The sequence below is a fragment of the Pseudoalteromonas sp. H105 genome (genome assembly GCF_001469215.1).
GTDB lineage: Bacteria > Pseudomonadota > Gammaproteobacteria > Enterobacterales > Alteromonadaceae > Pseudoalteromonas.
The window spans coordinates 116,479-134,757 of record NZ_LOFH01000004.1; the positions used below are offsets into that span (position 1 = coordinate 116,479).

The 18,279-nt window shown below is 39.1% G+C and carries 17 protein-coding genes; 9 read left to right on the top strand and 8 right to left on the bottom strand.

What is annotated here, in order from left to right; genetic code table 11:
- Window positions 1–158: 158 nt before the first annotated feature.
- From ATS75_RS08495 to arcA, 3 genes are all read left to right on the top strand, one after another.
- Window positions 159–1,784, top strand: coding sequence for an ATP-binding protein (locus ATS75_RS08495; protein ID WP_058560021.1), 1,626 nt, complete (start codon window positions 159–161; stop codon window positions 1,782–1,784).
- A complete protein-coding gene (locus tag ATS75_RS08500) occupies window positions 1,781–2,305 on the top strand; it encodes a YfiR family protein (protein WP_152996206.1) in 525 nt (174 codons plus the stop codon). Before ATS75_RS08495 ends, ATS75_RS08500 begins: the two co-directional genes overlap by 4 nt.
- Before the next feature lie 106 nt (window positions 2,306–2,411).
- Window positions 2,412–3,128 (top strand): two-component system response regulator ArcA, encoded by a 717-nt coding sequence (gene arcA, locus ATS75_RS08505; protein WP_058560022.1) that lies wholly within the window; start codon window positions 2,412–2,414, stop codon window positions 3,126–3,128.
- Window positions 3,129–3,152: 24 nt separating this feature from the next.
- Here the strand turns inward: arcA and arcB are convergent, their stop codons facing one another.
- On the bottom strand, window positions 3,153–5,477 hold the full coding sequence (gene arcB, locus ATS75_RS08510; RefSeq protein WP_058560023.1) for an aerobic respiration two-component sensor histidine kinase ArcB: 2,325 nt from the start codon (window positions 5,475–5,477) through the stop codon (window positions 3,153–3,155).
- Window positions 5,478–5,937: 460 nt separating this feature from the next.
- Between arcB and folE2 the strand changes: the two genes are divergently transcribed.
- The 4 genes from folE2 (at window position 5,938) to ATS75_RS08530 (ending at window position 9,293) form a co-directional block, all read left to right on the top strand.
- A complete protein-coding gene (gene folE2 / locus ATS75_RS08515) occupies window positions 5,938–6,858 on the top strand; it encodes a GTP cyclohydrolase FolE2 (RefSeq protein ID WP_058560024.1) in 921 nt (306 codons plus the stop codon).
- Between the two features lie 81 nt (window positions 6,859–6,939).
- A complete protein-coding gene (locus ATS75_RS08520; protein ID WP_058560025.1) occupies window positions 6,940–7,533 on the top strand; it encodes a DUF2726 domain-containing protein in 594 nt (197 codons plus the stop codon).
- A 106-nt stretch (window positions 7,534–7,639) separates the two neighbouring features.
- On the top strand, window positions 7,640–8,347 hold the full coding sequence (gene mtnN, locus ATS75_RS08525; protein WP_058560026.1) for a 5'-methylthioadenosine/S-adenosylhomocysteine nucleosidase: 708 nt from the start codon (window positions 7,640–7,642) through the stop codon (window positions 8,345–8,347).
- A 1-nt stretch (window position 8,348) separates the two neighbouring features.
- Window positions 8,349–9,293, top strand: a complete 945-nt coding sequence (locus tag ATS75_RS08530) for a cobalamin biosynthesis protein (protein ID WP_058560027.1) — start codon at window positions 8,349–8,351, stop codon at window positions 9,291–9,293.
- Window positions 9,294–9,356: 63 nt separating this feature from the next.
- Here the strand turns inward: ATS75_RS08530 and tyrS are convergent, their stop codons facing one another.
- Window positions 9,357–10,556 (bottom strand): tyrosine--tRNA ligase, encoded by a 1,200-nt coding sequence (gene tyrS, locus ATS75_RS08535; RefSeq protein WP_058560028.1) that lies wholly within the window; start codon window positions 10,554–10,556, stop codon window positions 9,357–9,359.
- Window positions 10,557–10,706: 150 nt separating this feature from the next.
- On the opposite strand from tyrS, the gene ATS75_RS08540 reads away from it, so the two are divergent.
- A complete protein-coding gene (locus ATS75_RS08540; RefSeq protein ID WP_058560029.1) occupies window positions 10,707–12,020 on the top strand; it encodes a peptidoglycan DD-metalloendopeptidase family protein in 1,314 nt (437 codons plus the stop codon).
- Between the two features lie 368 nt (window positions 12,021–12,388).
- Here ATS75_RS08540 and ATS75_RS20485 read toward each other — a convergent pair whose 3' ends face one another.
- The 4 genes from ATS75_RS20485 to ATS75_RS08555 all read right to left on the bottom strand — a co-directional run bounded on the left by ATS75_RS20485 (window position 12,389) and on the right by ATS75_RS08555 (window position 15,877).
- Window positions 12,389–12,565 (bottom strand): hypothetical protein, encoded by a 177-nt coding sequence (locus ATS75_RS20485; RefSeq protein WP_201020955.1) that lies wholly within the window; start codon window positions 12,563–12,565, stop codon window positions 12,389–12,391.
- Between the two features lie 131 nt (window positions 12,566–12,696).
- Window positions 12,697–13,827, bottom strand: a complete 1,131-nt coding sequence (locus tag ATS75_RS08545; protein WP_058560030.1) for a sodium ion-translocating decarboxylase subunit beta — start codon at window positions 13,825–13,827, stop codon at window positions 12,697–12,699.
- A gap of 11 nt (window positions 13,828–13,838) precedes the next feature.
- Entirely contained in the window at window positions 13,839–15,620 is a 1,782-nt protein-coding gene (gene oadA / locus ATS75_RS08550) for a sodium-extruding oxaloacetate decarboxylase subunit alpha (protein ID WP_058560031.1), read from the bottom strand.
- A gap of 11 nt (window positions 15,621–15,631) precedes the next feature.
- On the bottom strand, window positions 15,632–15,877 hold the full coding sequence (locus tag ATS75_RS08555; protein WP_058560032.1) for an OadG family protein: 246 nt from the start codon (window positions 15,875–15,877) through the stop codon (window positions 15,632–15,634).
- A 450-nt stretch (window positions 15,878–16,327) separates the two neighbouring features.
- On the opposite strand from ATS75_RS08555, the gene ATS75_RS20825 reads away from it, so the two are divergent.
- Complete coding sequence (locus ATS75_RS20825; protein ID WP_082665442.1) at window positions 16,328–16,594, top strand: DUF1328 domain-containing protein; 267 nt, start codon at window positions 16,328–16,330, stop codon at window positions 16,592–16,594.
- A 239-nt stretch (window positions 16,595–16,833) separates the two neighbouring features.
- On the opposite strand, the gene pdxJ is transcribed toward ATS75_RS20825, so the two are convergent.
- Together pdxJ and recO are read right to left on the bottom strand one after the other, a co-directional pair.
- Window positions 16,834–17,565 (bottom strand): pyridoxine 5'-phosphate synthase, encoded by a 732-nt coding sequence (gene pdxJ / locus ATS75_RS08560; protein ID WP_058560033.1) that lies wholly within the window; start codon window positions 17,563–17,565, stop codon window positions 16,834–16,836.
- A gap of 16 nt (window positions 17,566–17,581) precedes the next feature.
- On the bottom strand, window positions 17,582–18,268 hold the full coding sequence (recO, locus tag ATS75_RS08565) for a DNA repair protein RecO (RefSeq protein WP_058560034.1): 687 nt from the start codon (window positions 18,266–18,268) through the stop codon (window positions 17,582–17,584).
- Window positions 18,269–18,279 lie beyond the last annotated feature (11 nt).

Consider the following 18,279-nt stretch of genomic DNA (forward strand, 5'->3'; position numbering starts at 1 on the left):
AAATTTAATTTATCGCTGTGCAATGCAGCGAAAATAACCTAATCTATATAAAGCATCAGCAAACCGATAATTTTTTGATATTTTTTAGTCTCTTTCCTTTGCTTTTGCTAGACTTAAAAAACTTATAATAATGATAATAATCGGGCTTCATCCTAAAAATGCCTAAATCTTTACCACAAACCAGTATACGAAAAGCGTTGATCAGTGCGGTTATGCTTGTTACAGCATTATGTTTATCGCTATCAATTTCGATTTCTACTTATCTTGATGTTAAAGAGCAAAAGCAGTTAATCATTAGTAAGCTTACAATCCTTGCTGAAATCATTTCTTTCAATGCACAAGTATCCGTTCTATTTGATGACCAGAAAACAGAACAACAACGACTCCAATCATTTGAAAGTATCCCGCTTATTAAAAATATTCACATCTACTCCATAAATGAAATTTCCAACAAAGCTGAATTTTTCACGAGCTTTAATGCAAAGAAAACACCACCTGTTCCACTGCGGGTAGACAGTATAGAAGAGCTAAAAGAACCGAGGATCACTGACAACCAAGTCGAGCTAATAAAACCCATAATGTATGAAGGAGAAGTAAAAGGTTATGTCTATGTCCGAGGTGGCTTGGAGAGATTAAATGATTATATAAACAAAAAAATTATCATTGATATTTTGCTCACGCTGTTTGTATTAGTCCTCGTATTTTTTGTTGCCAAACGCATTCAAAAGCGCATTGCCAACCCTATAGACGAGCTAAGCTTACTATTGCAGGACGTATCTAAAAACCATAATTATAATGTCCGCGCGCCAAAAACAAACATTAGCGAAATAAACACCCTAGCAAGCAGCCTCAACATCATGCTAACCCGGACTCAAAACCAAATTGAGCGTCATAAAAACGATAAGCTTGAGATAAAACAATTAAACCAAAGCCTTGAAGAAAAAGTTAATCAACGAACAATTGCTTTACGAGAAGCAAACCAAGAACTTTTAAATACGCTGGAGCGAATGCACCAATATCAAAACCAGATTGTTGAAAGTGAGAAAATGGCTTCTTTAGGCCAAATGGTTGCAGGGGTTGCTCATGAAGTTAATACCCCCATAGGCCTAGGTATCACAGGCTCGACTTTACTAAGAGACAAGCTGGCTGAAATTAATGCCGGGTTTGAAAAGAAAACACTGACTTCAACTCAATTAAAACGCTTTATCGATGACGGCATTGAAAACTTAGATCTTATCTATCGAAATTTAAATCGAGCGGCTGAGTTAATATCTAGCTTTAAAAAGGTGGCGGTAACCCAAGACGGTGAAATTAACTCTGCAGTAAATGTGCATAGCCTAATTTCAGACGTACTTTTATCAATGCGTGCAGAAATGCAACCTAAAGCGCCTGAAATAAAGCTTCATTGTCCGAGCGAACTCATTTTTGAGACCAAAGTAGGTCCATTACAACAGGTGTTACAACAATTAATCAGCAATTCAGTTATTCATGGCTTTAAAGATAATATTGGAAATGAAATTGAATTCACCATCGAACGTAATGAGAGCAGTTTGATCATAAACTATCGCGATAATGGTGTTGGTGTAGATAAGACAATCAAGAAACGTATCTTTGACCCGTTTGTTACCACTAAACGCGGAGAAGGCGGCAGTGGCTTGGGTATGCATTTAGTTTACAACTTAGTAACACAAGCACTTGGGGGAAGCGTTTTCTATGACGAGAAAGACGAGCGCGGTGCCAGTTTTATAATTACTTTGCCAACAGATGAAGTGAACGTAAAATGAGTATTAGAGCACTATTAACCTTATTAATATTCATTTTCCCTTGCACAATATTAGCAAAATCACCCGAGCAAGTTAAAGCTGCATTTTTATTTCAGATGAGTAAGTTTGTCGAATTTAATCCGAAGACAAAAAATCAATCCGTCACCTTTTGTTTTTATAACCTTGAGCAAGGCTTAGGAAACGTTTTAAAGAATAATCCTTCATTAAAAATAAATGAAAAACCCATAGAAGTCGTTTTAATAAATAAAAACCAACAAACTTCGGAACTTTATAGCTTTTGTGATATCACATACATTGATGAAACCTTGGAAAATGATATAATTCCCCTTTGGATCGATACCACTTCATCAGACACCTTAACAGTGGGTGAGAGTATGAATTTTTTAGAAAAAGGTGGAATCGCCGCTTTAGTCCAAGAAGGGAATAGAATCCGACTGTATATCAATAAGCAGCGACTGATGAGCAGTAACTTTAAAGTTCAGTCTCGATTATTGGCTGTTTCTAAGTTTCATCCAAATTGATTTTACTTGTTAACAAATGGATATACTCCTATAATCTCTGTATTCGGTTTTATAATACAATACCGAATTAATTGTAAATAAAATATTCCGAAAAGGTTAATTAATAATGCAAACGCCAGTCATTCTGATTGTAGAGGATGAAGACGTAACTCGACTAAACCTCGTTAGTTTATTTGAAGCTGAAGGTTACAAAGTTATTGAAGCCATTGATGGCGATGACATGCATGACAAGCTTACGAATAATGATGATGTGAATCTTGTAGTTATGGATATCAACCTACCAGGTAAAAACGGGCTTATATTAGCACGTGAATTACGTCAAAAGCGTAACGTTGGACTTATTTTCCTAACCGGTCGCGACAACGATGTTGACCGTATCTTAGGTCTTGAAATTGGTGCGGACGACTACATCACTAAACCATTTAATCCTCGTGAATTAACTATTCGTGCTCGTAACTTAATTTCTCGTACAGCCCTAGGTGGTGAAGAGTCAAGTCTCGAAACAAATGGTGTTCTTACGTTCAATGGCTGGGAACTTGACGAAAATAGTCGCTGTTTAACGTCACCAAGTGGTGATGCCAAACGTCTTCCTAAAGGTGAGTACAGAGCATTACGCTTAATGTTAGATTCACCTGGCCGCATTTTTAGCCGTGAACAACTTATTAAACACATGACTGGTCGTGAGTTACGTGCAAATGACCGTACCGTTGATGTCACTATTCGCCGTATTCGCAAGCATTTTGAAAGTGATAACAGTACAGCTGAATTGATTAGTACCATTCATGGTGAAGGCTATCGCTTCATTGGTAAAATCGACAGCTAAATTATGTTGATTACCTTACAGCAACTACTTCTCTAGTTGCTGTAAGAATAAATGAAGGGCATGTTGTCCTTCATTTATTTTATCCCCAAGCTCTACCAACCAGTTTTCGAGTAACTCTGTATCTCCTTCAAGTGCCCCATGTTCCATTTGCTTAGCATGTAATTGTACATCGTTTAAACCCACTGAGCCGGCAGCTCCTTTTAACTTATGTGCAACAGATTTATATTCTTCTCTATCATTTAGCTTTAATGACATAGCTAACTCTTGTTGATATTGCGGGTTTAACTTTTCAAATAAGCTACTGCTTCGCTTAAATATTTCAATACCCATTGAGTTTACAAAGTCTTCAATTGTTTCAACATCTAACAACTCAACTTTTATATCAGTGTAATCTTTGGCAGCAACGGTAAGGCGGTTTTCATCACATAATTGTGCTTGTTTGATATCAAATAAATCAGCGAGCATTCTATCAAGCTTTGTCGTGTTAATTGGTTTTGCTAGCGCACCTTGAATTGAAATACCTTCTAGCTCTTCTTCAGCGCTCCTAACGTTCGCCGTTAATGCAACAATCGGGAGTTTATCAAAAAAACTATCTGAACGAATCTGTCTGGCAACTTCATCACCATTAATATCAGGTAGCTGCATATCCAATAAGACAAGATCCAAGTCATCCTCTGTCTCAACAAATGAAAGTGCATCTTCACCTGTTTCAGCCCAAATCACCTCATGTCCTCGCTGCTCAAGAAGGTTGGTAGCGATCTCCGCATTTAATGGTACATCTTCTACGAGTAGAATATTTAAACTTCTTCCGACATAATTCTGGGCAGCGGGAGCAACACACAGCGAAAGTGGGATTTCGACCACAAAACTGCTTCCCTCTCCCTCTGTACTGCTTACCCGGATATGACCATTCATTGCTGTTACTAATGCTTTTGTCACCGCAAGACCAATACCAGAACCAATTGCATTTGTGCCATTTATATCTGGGGCTTTGTAATACATATCAAATATACGCTGGAGTTGTTCTTGTGGAATACCCTGCCCAGTGTCAACAACGTTTATCACCAACCACGTGCCATCTGCTCGGTTTTCACGTAAACACGATAGCTTAACCTTGCCATGCTGAGTAAACTTAACAGCATTATTGATAAGGTTCCATACGACTTGACGAAGTCGCGTGGGATCTAAGGCAGCATAAATATCCAGCACACCTTTTCGTTCTATGTCAAATTCAAGCCCTTTTTGCTCTGCAATTAAACCCGCGAAGTTAACCACGTCATTAATAAAGTCTGATACGTTAATTGGCGCAGTCACAATATCCAATTGTTCCCGGTCAATTTTATCCAGGTCAATAATATCATTAAAAATATTACCTAACGTTTCAGCACTGGAAAAAACTGTATTGCACCAGCTACGTTGCTGTTTATCGAGCTCAGTATCTAAAAGCATGCGAGTTAAACCAACGATACCATTTAATGGGGTTCTTAATTCGTGGCTAAGCGTGGCAATAAACTTCCCTTTGTCTTTGTAGGCCGTTTCAAGTGCCTGCGCAGCTTCTTTTCGACTGGTTATATCACGACCAAATGCGAGCAAACCTATGTATTCACCTTCATCATTAATAAAGGGCAACTTACGCATTTCAAACCAACGGTTTTCATTATCAACGGGGTATTCAACATCCAAGGTTAAAGCTTGGTGTGTTTCTTCTACTTTATTATCTGTTGTTAATACTTCGGGTAAATAAGATTCAGGGTATATTTGCTCAGCTGTTTTTCCGATTAGCTCACTGACTGGCTTGCCTATCACTTTTTCAAACATTTTATTACAGCCAGCAAATACTCCATTGTTATCACGGTAATAAAATAAATCAGGAGATGAGTCGACAATAGAACGAAGTAGCATGCCCTGCTGTGCAAGTTCTTGTTGTGTTTTCTTTCGTTCTGCAATTTCTCTACGTAACTCTTCAATTGCACTATGTTTTGCTTGAAAAGCCATTTTACGCTCGTCAATCTCTACATTTAATCGTTTGATATTGTCTTTGAGTGTTTGGTTAAGGAGTTTTTCTTGCTTAGTTGCACTGTCTAGATAGGCATATGTAGCATCAAGCTGACGAATTGAATTAATCAGCACACTGATAATGATAGGAGACACAACGGCTGTGAAAAATAGCATAGCGAGTACATCAACTATGACGACTTGCCCTATAGCAACGTAATAAAACATACACGCTAATATCAGTGACACAACTAATAAAAGCACATAACAAATAGCAGCGGCTTTAAACTCACCAAAACGTGTAATCAAGCTGGAAAGCATTCGAACCCAAGGGCTCAAAGGAGAATCTATCATATTTAAATCTGTCTCATGGCTATGCGTTTAACACCAACGTAAAAGCAAATGCACTGTGATAGCGTTGAATAAAGGCCTAATATGTAGATAGTTCGCTAATTTTTCTATCTGATGGCCTGCGCTTTAAGTAAAGCTATAAAGATATAGAGTATACACCACCATCATGACTGCAAATAAGCACCCACAAACGCAATATCGACAATAATGTGACGAATTAGTTTGTGTTAATAGCACGACTTACAAACAGTGCTCAGTGTATGGGTCAAAATCCATCGGCTAAAAGCTGTTAAAAACAAGCGCGATGAACTCAAGTTAACGTGTCTACGTTGTCATTTTAGCATTTTTACTTTAACTATTTTCATGTTCCGCGACGAAAACATAAAATTTTCATCTAGCCCCTTTTTTTAAATTTTTTCGTGTAAAATACTGCGCTTTACAATTGCCAATAACGAGATTTTTCATGCAAAGCACTATGCCCGATATAGCAGATACGGCTGAGGCCCTTCAAACTGGTAAATTAAACTGGGTCGGTATGGCAGAAATTGAGCTGCCATTTATTTTTGAATCTCGTGGCCTAACACCCATTAATGTAAATGCGAAAGCAAAGGCTTTTGTGAATCTTCATAAAGAAGATGCCAAAGGCATTCACATGTCGCGCTTATTCTTAGCGCTCGACACTTTGTCGACTGAAGAGCAAGTAAATCCAAAAACGATTGCTCAGGCACTTGATACGTTTATATCTAGCCATGAGGGGTTAAGCGATCAAGCTAAAATAGAGTTTAAGTTTGAACTTCCACTTCGAAGAAAGTCATTGCTCAGCGGCAAAACTGGATGGAAAAGCTACCCACTATTATTAGAGGCAAAAATTAACCGCGGGCAACTTAGTTTTGAGCTAAGTTTAGACGTTACTTATTCATCGACTTGCCCTTGCTCTGCCGCTCTAGCGCGCCAACTTATACAAAATGCGTTTGTTGAAAAGTTTGATAATCATGATCTAAAACATCAAGAGGTACTCAATTGGCTTGGCAGTACTGACGGAATTATTGCAACGCCGCATTCCCAGCGTTCAATTGCGAATGTAAAGGTTAAGCTTGATGAACAACTCACCGAGTTTGATGCGGTTGGTTTAATCGACATGTTAGAGAATGAGCTAAAAACCCCAGTACAAGCCGCTGTAAAGCGTGAAGATGAACAAGAATTTGCAAGACTCAATGGCCAAAATTTAATGTTTTGTGAAGACGCTGCACGGAAAATCAAAGCGCGACTAGAAGATGCTCAATACACTGATTACTGGTTACAAATAAATCATTATGAATCGCTGCATGCCCATGACGCTGTTGCTATTGCAGTAAAAGGTGTAGAAGGCGGTTACCAGCCTTAATAAAAAACGTAACTCCATCGCAACTAGGCATGCAATTTGCTTATTCACTACAGTGTCAATTTGTTGTTGTGGAGTTACCGTATGGAATTCGCTTTATTATCAATATTAGTATTAGTTGTAGGGGCCTCTGTTGTTGCATCAAAATTTACCGATGATGGCGGCAATCCTTATCCCTTCACCCGAAAAGAAAGTGTCTTTACGCAAGTAGAAAGTGCTTTTTTGAATTTGCTTGAGCGTGCTGTAGGGGATCAATATAAAATTGTTAGTCGCGTTAAGCTCATTGATATTATTGATTGTAAAAAAGGTTTATCGTCAAAGGCTAAACGTGCAGCTATTGCTAAAGCTAAAAATAAGCAACTTGATTTCGTTTTAATTGATAAAGAAAAGCTGACCATTGTTGCCGCTGTTGATTTAGTCAACAACGCGAATAAAGATGGCCATAAAGCGCAACGTGACTGGTTTGTGAATGGCGCTCTTGAAGCAGCAGGTATCCCCCATATCCGCATGAAAGTTAAATCGGGTTACCGCCCAAGTGAAGTACGCAACGCCATTATGTTTAAACTTGGTAAACCTGCAGCGCCTAGCATTCGACCTAGTCGTAACAGAGTAACCAAGCCTGCGGTGCTATCTCCTTCTCAAGCTAAAGCTCACTCAACAGCGTTAGCCGAAATTTAAAGTTAACTAAAAAAGATGCGAGATTAAGCTCGCATTTTTTGTTTGTTTTACCCTACTCTCATTTTTGCAGTATAATCATGCCATCTAATTCGAGGAATCAAAAAATATGAATGTTGGTATTATTGGCGCAATGGAGCCAGAAGTTAAAATTTTGCGTGAAACAATGCAAAATCCGCAAACACTGACGAAGGCAGGTTTTACCTTTTATACCGGTGAATTAGCAGGTAACACTGTCACATTAGTACAATCAGGTATTGGTAAGGTTGCATCAGCAATAGCAACAACATTATTGATTGATAATTTTAAACCTGATTGCGTCATTAATACGGGCTCTGCGGGTGGGTTTGATCCATCCTTGAGCGTCGGGGATGTAGTGATTTCATCACAAGTGCGTCATCATGATGTAGATGTTACTGCGTTTGGTTATGAAATTGGACAAGTTCCACAAATGCCGGCTGGTTTCACAGCCCACCCTACACTAATTGAAGCAGCTGAAAATAGCATCTCACAAATAAGCGAAGTAAAAACTTTGGTAGGTTTAATCTGTACGGGTGATTCGTTTATGTGCGATCCTATTCGCATTGATAAAGCACGCGCAGACTTTCCAACTATGCTGGCAGTTGAAATGGAAGGCGCCGCCATTGCTCAAGTATGTCATTCATTAGAAACACCTTTTGTAGTTATTCGCTCTATGTCAGATATTGCAGGAAAAGAGTCACCACAATCATTCGAAGAATACTTAGAAACAGCCTCTATAAACTCATCAAAAATGGTTGTGGCATTATTAGAAAAACTAACAACGGTTAGTTTATAAGGTGCTACCCAATCTAGTTCAACCCCACTTGGACTTTATTGTATTTATGATTGCGCTCCTTGTTGAGCGCTTTTTGCCTTTGACCAGTTGGTATCACCCTGACACATTTTTAACCGTGGTGTTTCGCGCTCTGGGCAAACGCGTTTATCGCGCTAAAGAATCGAATAGCTACCAGTATTTATCATCTACTCTGTGTTTTAGCCTAGTAATACTGGTGATAGTCACTATCACGGTTTTATTATTAGAATTTGCATACTACCCTGAGTTACTTGCTGGCTTAATGCTCTATATTTGCCTGCAATGGCAGACACCACAGAAAAAAGCGTTGCGTATCGCCCGGCTGCTAAAGCAAAACCAAAAAGCAACAGCGCGTGAGTTACTAAAGCCATTAGTTGCGCGTGATGTTAGCAAGCTCTCACGTGCTGGTATTTGTAAAGCTGTCATGGAAACGTTAACTTTGAGAATTGCTCGCGACTATTTTGCAGTTATTTTTATTTATTTAATGTTTGGTGCTATTGCTGCTTTTAGTTACCACTTACTGAGGCTTATACATCAATCTTGGCGCTGTGACTTAACACCCGACAACGTATTCTTAAAATCAATTTCAATCTTACTATTTATAATTGAATGGCTTCCAATACGCTTACTCGCATTCACCGTAGCATGCAGTAAAGCCACTAAATTAAGTATGCATTACATTAAGCATTATGGACGACACTTTTACCAAAGTAATTCTGGGTGGCTATTAAGTGCATGCTCTGCATCCGTTGCTGTGCAATTAGGTGGGCCTGCGATGTATCAAGGGCATCGATTTAATAAAATGCGAATTGGCACAGAGCGATTACCACAAGCTGAAGATATTCCTGTTTTATTAAGCCGCTTATCTCAAGCCCGTGTATTTTGGCTGTTAATCATCATCGGGATTGAAGTACTAAAATCGATATAAAAAAACCAGCCGAAGCTGGTTTTATCATATTACTGAATTTTCATTCTTAGCTTTTAGAGCTAATTAAGCAACTGTAATATTGGCAAACTTGCGTTTACCAACTTGGTAAATAGCCGTACTGCCTTTTGCGATTTCTAACTTAGAGTCGGTTACTTTCTCTTCGCCGTTGATTTTAACCGCGCCTTGCTTAATCATGCGCATTGCTTCTGAAGTACTTGCGACTAAACCTGCTTCTTTCAATAGGTTCGTTATAAACACAGTCTCTTCATAAATCGTTACGGTAACGTCTGCAATATCATCTGGTAAGGCATTTTTTTGGAAACGCTTGATGAAATCATCATGTGCACCTTGAGCGGCTTCTTCGCTATGGAAACGAGTAATTAACTCTTTCGCTAAATCAATTTTAATATCACGTGGGTTGATACCTTGAGCTACTTTATCTTTCAGTGCCGTGATTTCGTCAATTGATAGACTGCTCAATAAGTCATAGTAACGCCACATTAACTCATCACTAATAGACATTACTTTACCAAACATGTCATTTGGTGCATCAGTAATACCGATGTAATTCCCGAGTGACTTAGACATTTTCTGAACGCCATCAGTCCCTTCAAGTAAAGGCATCATCAACACTGTTTGCGGTTTTTGGCCTTCATCTTTTTGTAGCTCACGACCCATTAACAAGTTAAAGCGTTGGTCAGTTCCGCCTAATTCAACATCAGCCTCAAGGGCTACAGAGTCCCAACCTTGCACTAATGGATATAAAAACTCATGAATAGCAATAGATTGACCGCCAGCATAACGCTTTTTAAAATCATCACGCTCAAGCATACGAGCAACTGTTTGACGTGCAGCCAACTTGATCATGCCTGCTGCGCCTAAATTTTCCATCCACGATGAGTTAAACGCAACCGTTGTTTTTGCTGGATCTAAAATTTTAAATACTTGCTCTTTATACGTTTCAGCATTTGCTAAAACATCATCACGAGTAAGTGGCTTACGAGTCACATTTTTGCCAGTTGGGTCACCAATCATGCCAGTGAAATCCCCAATTAGGAAAATAACCTCGTGACCTAAGTCTTGGAAGGTTTTCATTTTATTAATTAATACTGTGTGGCCTAAGTGTAAGTCAGGTGCCGTTGGATCAAAACCTGCCTTGATCTTTAGCTTTTTACCAGACTTTAATCTTTCGACTAATTCGTCTTCAATTAATATTTCTTCTGCACCGCGTTTAATCTCTGCTAGAGCGGTTTGTAAATCCACTGTGTATTACTCCAAAAAATTCAGTCAACCTAGGGATTCTAGCGTAAATTAGCGACAGTTTAAATCCACAAAACACTGGTATTAACGCTTTATTAAGTATATCCTGCAATATTAGTAATTAATTATCTTGACAGCAGAAAAAGGCACGTTATGGTCCGCGTTGTGCACAAACTCCCAAAAAAACACAAATTGCTTATTCTAGGTTTTGTTTCTGCTATTGCTGCCCTAACCCTTATACCTTCAGAAAAAGCGACGGCCTCTAAAGACAATAGTGTAGATGCATTAGAAATTGGCAAACGCTACGAATTACAAATTAAAGTTGATGATATTGAGCAATTAACTGAGTTAAATTCGCAAGAAGACGCAGCAAAGCTTCCAGAGTATGACCTAGTCGATTTTAAAGTGAAAAACGGTGACAATTTAGCACTTATCTTCAAGCGCGCAGGCTTTAACGCGCAAACCGTTCACAAATTACTCAATACAAATGCAGAAACACGTAAATTAACAAAGATTCACCCTGGTGAAGTGCTAAGTTTTGCAACCGCTGAAGATGGCTCTTTAGCACAACTCCGTTATGTCATTTCAAAAACAGATACTTTATTTGTTACTTTAAATGACGAAGGTAACTACGACACATCTATCGATAGTAAAGAAATTGAAACATTAACTAAGTCAACTGGCGGTGAGATAACCAATAGCTTTTGGACTTCAGGTATCGCTGCGGGTCTAACTGAGCGTCAAATAATGAACTTTGCTGACATTTTTGGCTGGGACGTCGATTTTGCTAATGATATTCGTAAAGGTGATGAGTTCGGCTTAATTTACGAATCACATTATGTTGACGGCGAGTTTATTGGGACTGGTAAAATTATCGCTGCCGAATTTATTAACCAAGGCGCACGTTACACTGCCATACGTCATAGTGATGATAACTTCTATACACCTGAGGGACGCAGCATGAAAAAAGCATTCTTACGTGCCCCTGTTAATTTTAAGTACATTAGCTCAAGCTTTAATCCTCGTCGATTGCATCCTGTTACAGGGCAAGTAAAAGCACACCGTGGTATTGATTACGCTGCAAGAACAGGTACACCTGTTGTCGCTTCAGGTAATGGTAAAGTCATTAAATCTGGTTACAATAAATACAATGGTAACTATGTATTTATTAGCCACGGGACACAATACGTTACTAAGTACTTACACTTAAATAAACGTGCTGTAAAAACAGGACAAAAAGTTAAACAGGGCCAGAAAATTGGTACTGTTGGTGCAACGGGCCGTGTAACTGGCGCACACTTGCATTATGAGTTTTTAGTTAATGGTGTGCACCGTAACCCTAAAACAGTTAAATTACCAAAGTCTGAGCCATTGCCACGGACAGAACTTGCTAAATTTAAGCCCATTGCAGATAACTTTTTAGCACAGCTAGCGCGTAATAGAGAGCTGCAATTAGCGCTTAAGTAAGTTATAAAATATATAAAGCCGTTGCTATGTACATAGCAACGGCTTTTTTATGTCTTCAGCTGTGAGTTAGCAACCACCAGATGGCACTTTTAATGCTGCCGAATAGTATCAGACGAACCAGTTGAGATTTAATTGCGATTAAAAGCTATTACATCGGTCGACTGGAGATCTTTACTATTTTGCACACTCACCCCCTATCATGTACTTTTTATTAATCGAAAATGTGTTTAGTAATAAAAGCGGAAAAATAAATGCATCCTATCATACGGACTAAAAGGGTATCTTTTCGTTGGAGTTCGTATTTTTCAACCAGACAGGCCTAGGCTGTCAACTTTAACACCGAGCAAGTTAACACAGATAGCGATGCTCTACCTCAGCAGCACATAAATCAACTGCACAACCAAAGAAACCATCACTAACGGCCAAATATATTTTGCGTATTTAGTTGCACCGTCTAGTCCCATTTTTGACTGGTACTTTTCAAGTAATGGAATGAGAATGGCGAGTGCGACGAACAGAGAAATTAAAATCACAAAGATATTCATATCATTCCTTATCTATAAAAACTTGTTGAGTATACCTAAAATATAACCAAAAAAAAGCGCAGTCTATACTGCGCCAGTCGGTTGGAAGTAAAAATTTAGATGCTCAGCAAGCTGAGCATTATTTGTTAATTTTAACCTACAAGTGCTAACAAAATACCTGCTGCAACGGCACTGCCTAAAACCCCTGCTACATTAGGTCCCATTGCATGCATTAATAAGAAATTATGCGGATTATTTTCAAGGCCCACTTTATTTACAACGCGCGCTGCCATTGGTACGGCAGAAACACCTGCTGCTCCCACTAAAGGGTTTATTGGTGATTTAGACAACTTGTTCAGTCCTTTTGCCATGAACACGCCTGATGCTGTGCCAATAGAAAATGCTAAAGCACCCAACGCTAGGATACCCAAGGTCTCAACTGTTAAAAATTGATCCGCCGCTAACTTAGACCCCACAGCTAAACCTAAAAAGATTGTGGTTATATTAATAATCTCATTTTGTGCACTGTTACTTAAGCGGTCGACTACGCCCGACTCACGCATTAAGTTACCTAAACAAAACATACCGACTAACGGCGAGGCTGCAGGTAAAAACAACATAGTTAAACCCAATACCATTAGAGGAAAAATGATTTTTTCTTTCTTAGACACTGCACGTAATTGTGGCATTTGAATCTTACGCTCTTCTGGCGTTGTTAATGCACGCATAATCGGCGGCTGAATAATGGGCACTAACGCCATGTACGAATAGGCAGCTACAGCTATTGCCCCCAATAAATCAGGCGCTAATTTTGATGCCAAAAAGATAGCTGTTGGGCCATCTGCACCACCTATGATAGCAATGGCTGATGCATCTTGTAGCGTAAACTCAAACCCAGGTACATAGTTAAGTAAAATAGCACCAAAAAGTGTAGCAAAAATGCCAAACTGGGCTGCAGCACCTAATAACATCATACGCGGGTTTGCAATCAACGCACTAAAATCAGTCAGCGCACCCACTCCCATAAAGATCAATAATGGGAATACACCTGTGTCTATACCAATATGGTAAACGTAATAAAGTAAGCCTCCAGGATCTGATAAACCTGCAACGGGAATATTAGTGAGTATTGCACCGAAGCCAATTGGCACCAGTAATAATGGCTCAAAATTACGCGAAATTGCGAGGTACAATAATAAACACCCAACTGCGATCATTATTAATGCAGGAAACGTAAAATTAGCGATACCTGTTGCTTGCCAAAGATTGAGTAGTGCTTCCATCCTCTACACTCCTAAGCCATTGCAATCATTGCGTCACCCGTGGTAACTGAGTCACCCTCTGCAACAAGTACTTCTGCAATAGTTCCGCTGTGCGTTGCACGAATCTCTGTTTCCATTTTCATCGCTTCCATTATCATTACAACATCACCTGCATTCACTGTTTGACCCGCTTTTACTTTAATCTTGAAGATATTACCAGCGAGCGGCGCATTAAGTGTTTCACCTGATGCAACGGAGGCGGACTGCGGAATCAACTCACTGTCTTTCAATGTAACCTCTTTGAGCTCTCCACCTTGTGCAACGACAACATCATAAACTTTGCCATCCACTTTGACACTGTATTGTTCTGCTTTGACGCTGTTACAAGACGCTTTAGCATTTGAAGCTTGCTCTTTTTTAGCTGACTCGGCACTTGGTATTGCTTCAAATGCATCCGGGTTATTTCGGTTTTTAAGAAATTTTAACCCTATCTGAGGAAACAATGCGTAGGTTAACACATCGTCAATCTGTTCATCGGCCAGTGCTAAACCCTGTGTTTGGGCTTCTTTTAGAAGCTCTGCTTGTAATGTCTCAAGCTCAGGTTGTAACACATCAGCTGGGCGACATGTTATAGCTTCAGCGCCATCAAGTACGCGCTCTTGAAGTTCTTTGTTCATTGGAGCGGGTGTTGAACCATATTCCCCTTTAAGCACACCTGCTGTTTCTTTCGTAATCGTTTTATAACGCTCACCTGTCAACACGTTTAATACAGCCTGCGTACCTACAATTTGTGATGTCGGTGTAACCAAAGGTAAAAAGCCTAAATCTTCACGTACTCGCGGTATTTCTAGCAGCACTTGGTCTAACTTATCTGCCGCGCCCTGTTCTTTTAGCTGATTTTCCATATTTGTAAGCATGCCACCAGGCACTTGTGCTAACAAAATTCGACCATCAACACCTTTTAAACTGCCTTCAAACGCAGCATATTTCTTACGAACATCACGAAAATACGCCGCAATCTCTTCAAGCTGATTTAAATCCAACTCAGTGTCTCGCCCTGTGCCTTCAACAATTGAAACTATTGTTTCTGTTGCACTGTGACCATATGTCATGCTCATTGATGAAATTGCAGTATCAAGCATGTCTATGCCTGCATCGATCGCTTTTTGGTATGTCGCGGTACTTAAGCCCGTTGTCGCATGGCATTGCATTGCGATTGGAATTGAAACGGTCTCTTTCAAGCCTTTAATTAATCTTTCACATTCATATGGCTTGAGTAAACCTGCCATATCTTTTATGCAGATAGAGTGACAGCCTAAATCTTCTAACTGTTTTGCTAATGTTAACCACATATCAAGTGTATGAACTGGGCTGACTGTGTATGAAATAGTCCCTTGAGCATGTGCGCCGACTTTAATAGCGGCTTTGATTGCAGTTTCGAGGTTACGAACATCATTCATAGCATCAAAAATACGAAATACATCTACACCATTTTTGTGCGCGCGTTCTACAAACTTCTCTACCACGTCATCAGCATAGTGGCGGTAACCTAATAAATTTTGACCACGAAGCAGCATTTGCTGCTTGGTATTAGGCATTGCTTTTTTAAGGGCCCGAATACGCTCCCACGGATCTTCGCCTAAATAGCGAATACATGAGTCAAACGTAGCACCGCCCCATGATTCAATTGACCAATAACCTGCATTATCCAGTTTCTCGGCAATAGGTAACATGTCATCTAAGCGCATACGTGTTGCTAACAAAGATTGATGTGCATCTCTGAGTACTAACTCAGTCAGTTTTAATTTAGCCATTAGGGCACCCCTTATTGTTTTTGATTATTTTTGTATTGAGCAATCGCAGCGCTAATTGCAGCAATGTGCCCACTTGGCACACCTTGGACTTTGAACGATGGAGTGCGTGTAGTTTCAGCCACAGGTTCCTCAAAGCGGCTCATTAATTTAGACATGAGTGTAATTGCTGAAATTAGCAATGATAAAAAAACAAAAACACCGACCATACCCGTAACCATTAAATTTGCTGCTGTAGCAAGTGATTGACCTATATCCATGCTGACCCTCTTAAATACAAAATTTATACCCCACCAAACCAAACAGGTAAAAAATCGATTTATATAAATAATTATTCACCAATCATAACAAAGATACAAACCATGTCCAACACTTTGTAAATTGGTAAAACCAATTAATAATAAAATAACATAGTCACATTTAAGTTAACACTCTCTAAATTGGTATTATTAGCCGCGATATAGATTATAAAAATAATGAATATAGCTAAAAGTTATGTTTATTCGTTGCTGATTTCGATAGCTTCACGTTCCAAGCCGATATAAGCATCCATTGCAAAGTATAAATGCAAACAAAGATAAATTGGTCTTACCAAAAAAAATTAAATGAAAAGAATATTTACCATTAAGCACCCGTTACACATCGCAAGGTAAATATTTTCCAGTACAGATGACTTAACACCAGTATGAAAATACAAACCACTGATAATAATGATATATAACTCCGTTAAATTACTCGCTTCATCTAACTTATATAATGTAACAAACCTAGGAGACGACAATGTTACGCTGGACTATTATTACTTTTTAGTGATTGCACTCATCACTGTAATGCTAGGTTTTGGTAGCATACCGGACGACATAGCGGACATCGCTAAAATTGTATTTTTGTCTTTTAGTTTTGCTCGTTATTTGACTGGTTTCTGTTGCATTACGAGGCAACCCCCCCAAGGAATAGGCAACTTTAAAACTAAATAACATAATATTTTTTGAGGATGGAAAAATGTGTTGATAGTTAGGTAAAAAAATTGCTATTTAGTTGTTCTAAATGAGAGTTTTTTGACGCAGGTGGTCACAGATGAATAAAAGTAGAAAATGCACGCAAAGGAATTAAGGAGTGGTTTACGCTGCAGAAACTAGCTGTTAAGCAATGAAAGTATTTACAGGTACATAGACGACTCTCGTGTAATTGAGTCGTCTTTTTTGTAACTAAACAGCTATGCTCTCGCTTCTAACATTAAGCGCTTCATATCACGTACCGCTTTATCTAAGCCATCAATCGCAGCACGCGCTATAATTGCATGCCCAATGTTTAGTTCATAAATATCTTTCATGGCAGCTATTGGCTTAACGTTATGATAATGAAGACCATGCCCTGCGTTTACCGTCATACCTAAACCTGCAGCATACTCAACTCCTTGACGAATATGCTCCAACTCATTTTCCATGTCAGTGTCATTTCCAGCATCAGCATAAGCGCCTGTGTGAATTTCGACATAAGGAGCACCACAGGCTTTGGCAGCATCTAATTGTGCTTTATCTGCATCGATAAATAATGAAACTTTGATACCGGCAGCAGTTAGTTTAGCTGTAGCAGCTTTAATTTTTTCAATATTGCCAACAACGTCTAAACCGCCTTCGGTAGTTAGTTCTTCACGCTTTTCAGGTACTAAACATACATATTCGGGCTTAACATCTAATGCGATATCGAGCATTTCATCGGTTACAGCAATTTCTAAATTCATACGTGTTTGAATTGTTTTAGCCATAACATACACATCGCGATCCTGTATGTGACGACGGTCTTCACGCAAATGAATTGTGATACCATCAGCCCCTGCATGCTCCGCAATGCCTGCAGCATGGGCTGGATCTGGGTAGCTCGTTCCGCGTGCTTGGCGTAAAGTTGCGATATGATCAACATTAATACCTAAAAGAATATCTTTCATTTTTTACCTATATAAATTATTTAATAAAAAGCTCACGGCTTTTTAATGGTTTTTTACCAAGCAATGGTTTCATTAAATGACGACTTAATTGTTTCGCCATATATAACACATCTGGCGCACTAAAGTCATGAGCTGAAATTGCTATTAGTTGGGCGCCTGTAAAACCATCTCCTTTTAATTCCTGAGCAACAAAACCATATTCTGCAAAGTAACTATACGTGTGTGCCACATCAATTGGATCGCCCGCAGCATCAAAAGCAAAATCAACGCCATAGCCTAGCAGTTCCAATAACTGAAACTCATAGGAGCGTAATACCGCTTGCAAGTTAGGGTGTTGATTTAATTGTTCTAGATGAGTTTTATATAGTTGATAAACATGATCAATTGGCTCATTAATTGGCACGATGCGGTTGGTAAGTTCATTTAAATAAAAACCACAATAAAGCTGGTCGCCTACAAGAGGAGACTGAGAGCCATGCAACTCAAATCGTTGAATATATTTTAAATCGTGTTTACCACTATAGTTTACTAGCAGTGTTTGGAAGGGTTGTAGCTGAGCTTTATGCTTTGTTGCTTGGCGCCCACTTACTCGCGCTAACATTCGCAACTGACCAACGCCTTCTACCAGCATATCAAGCATTACTTGTGAGTCACTAAAAGGACGTCGGTGAAGTAAATATGCTGTATAGAAGTCGCTATCCATGGGCTATATTA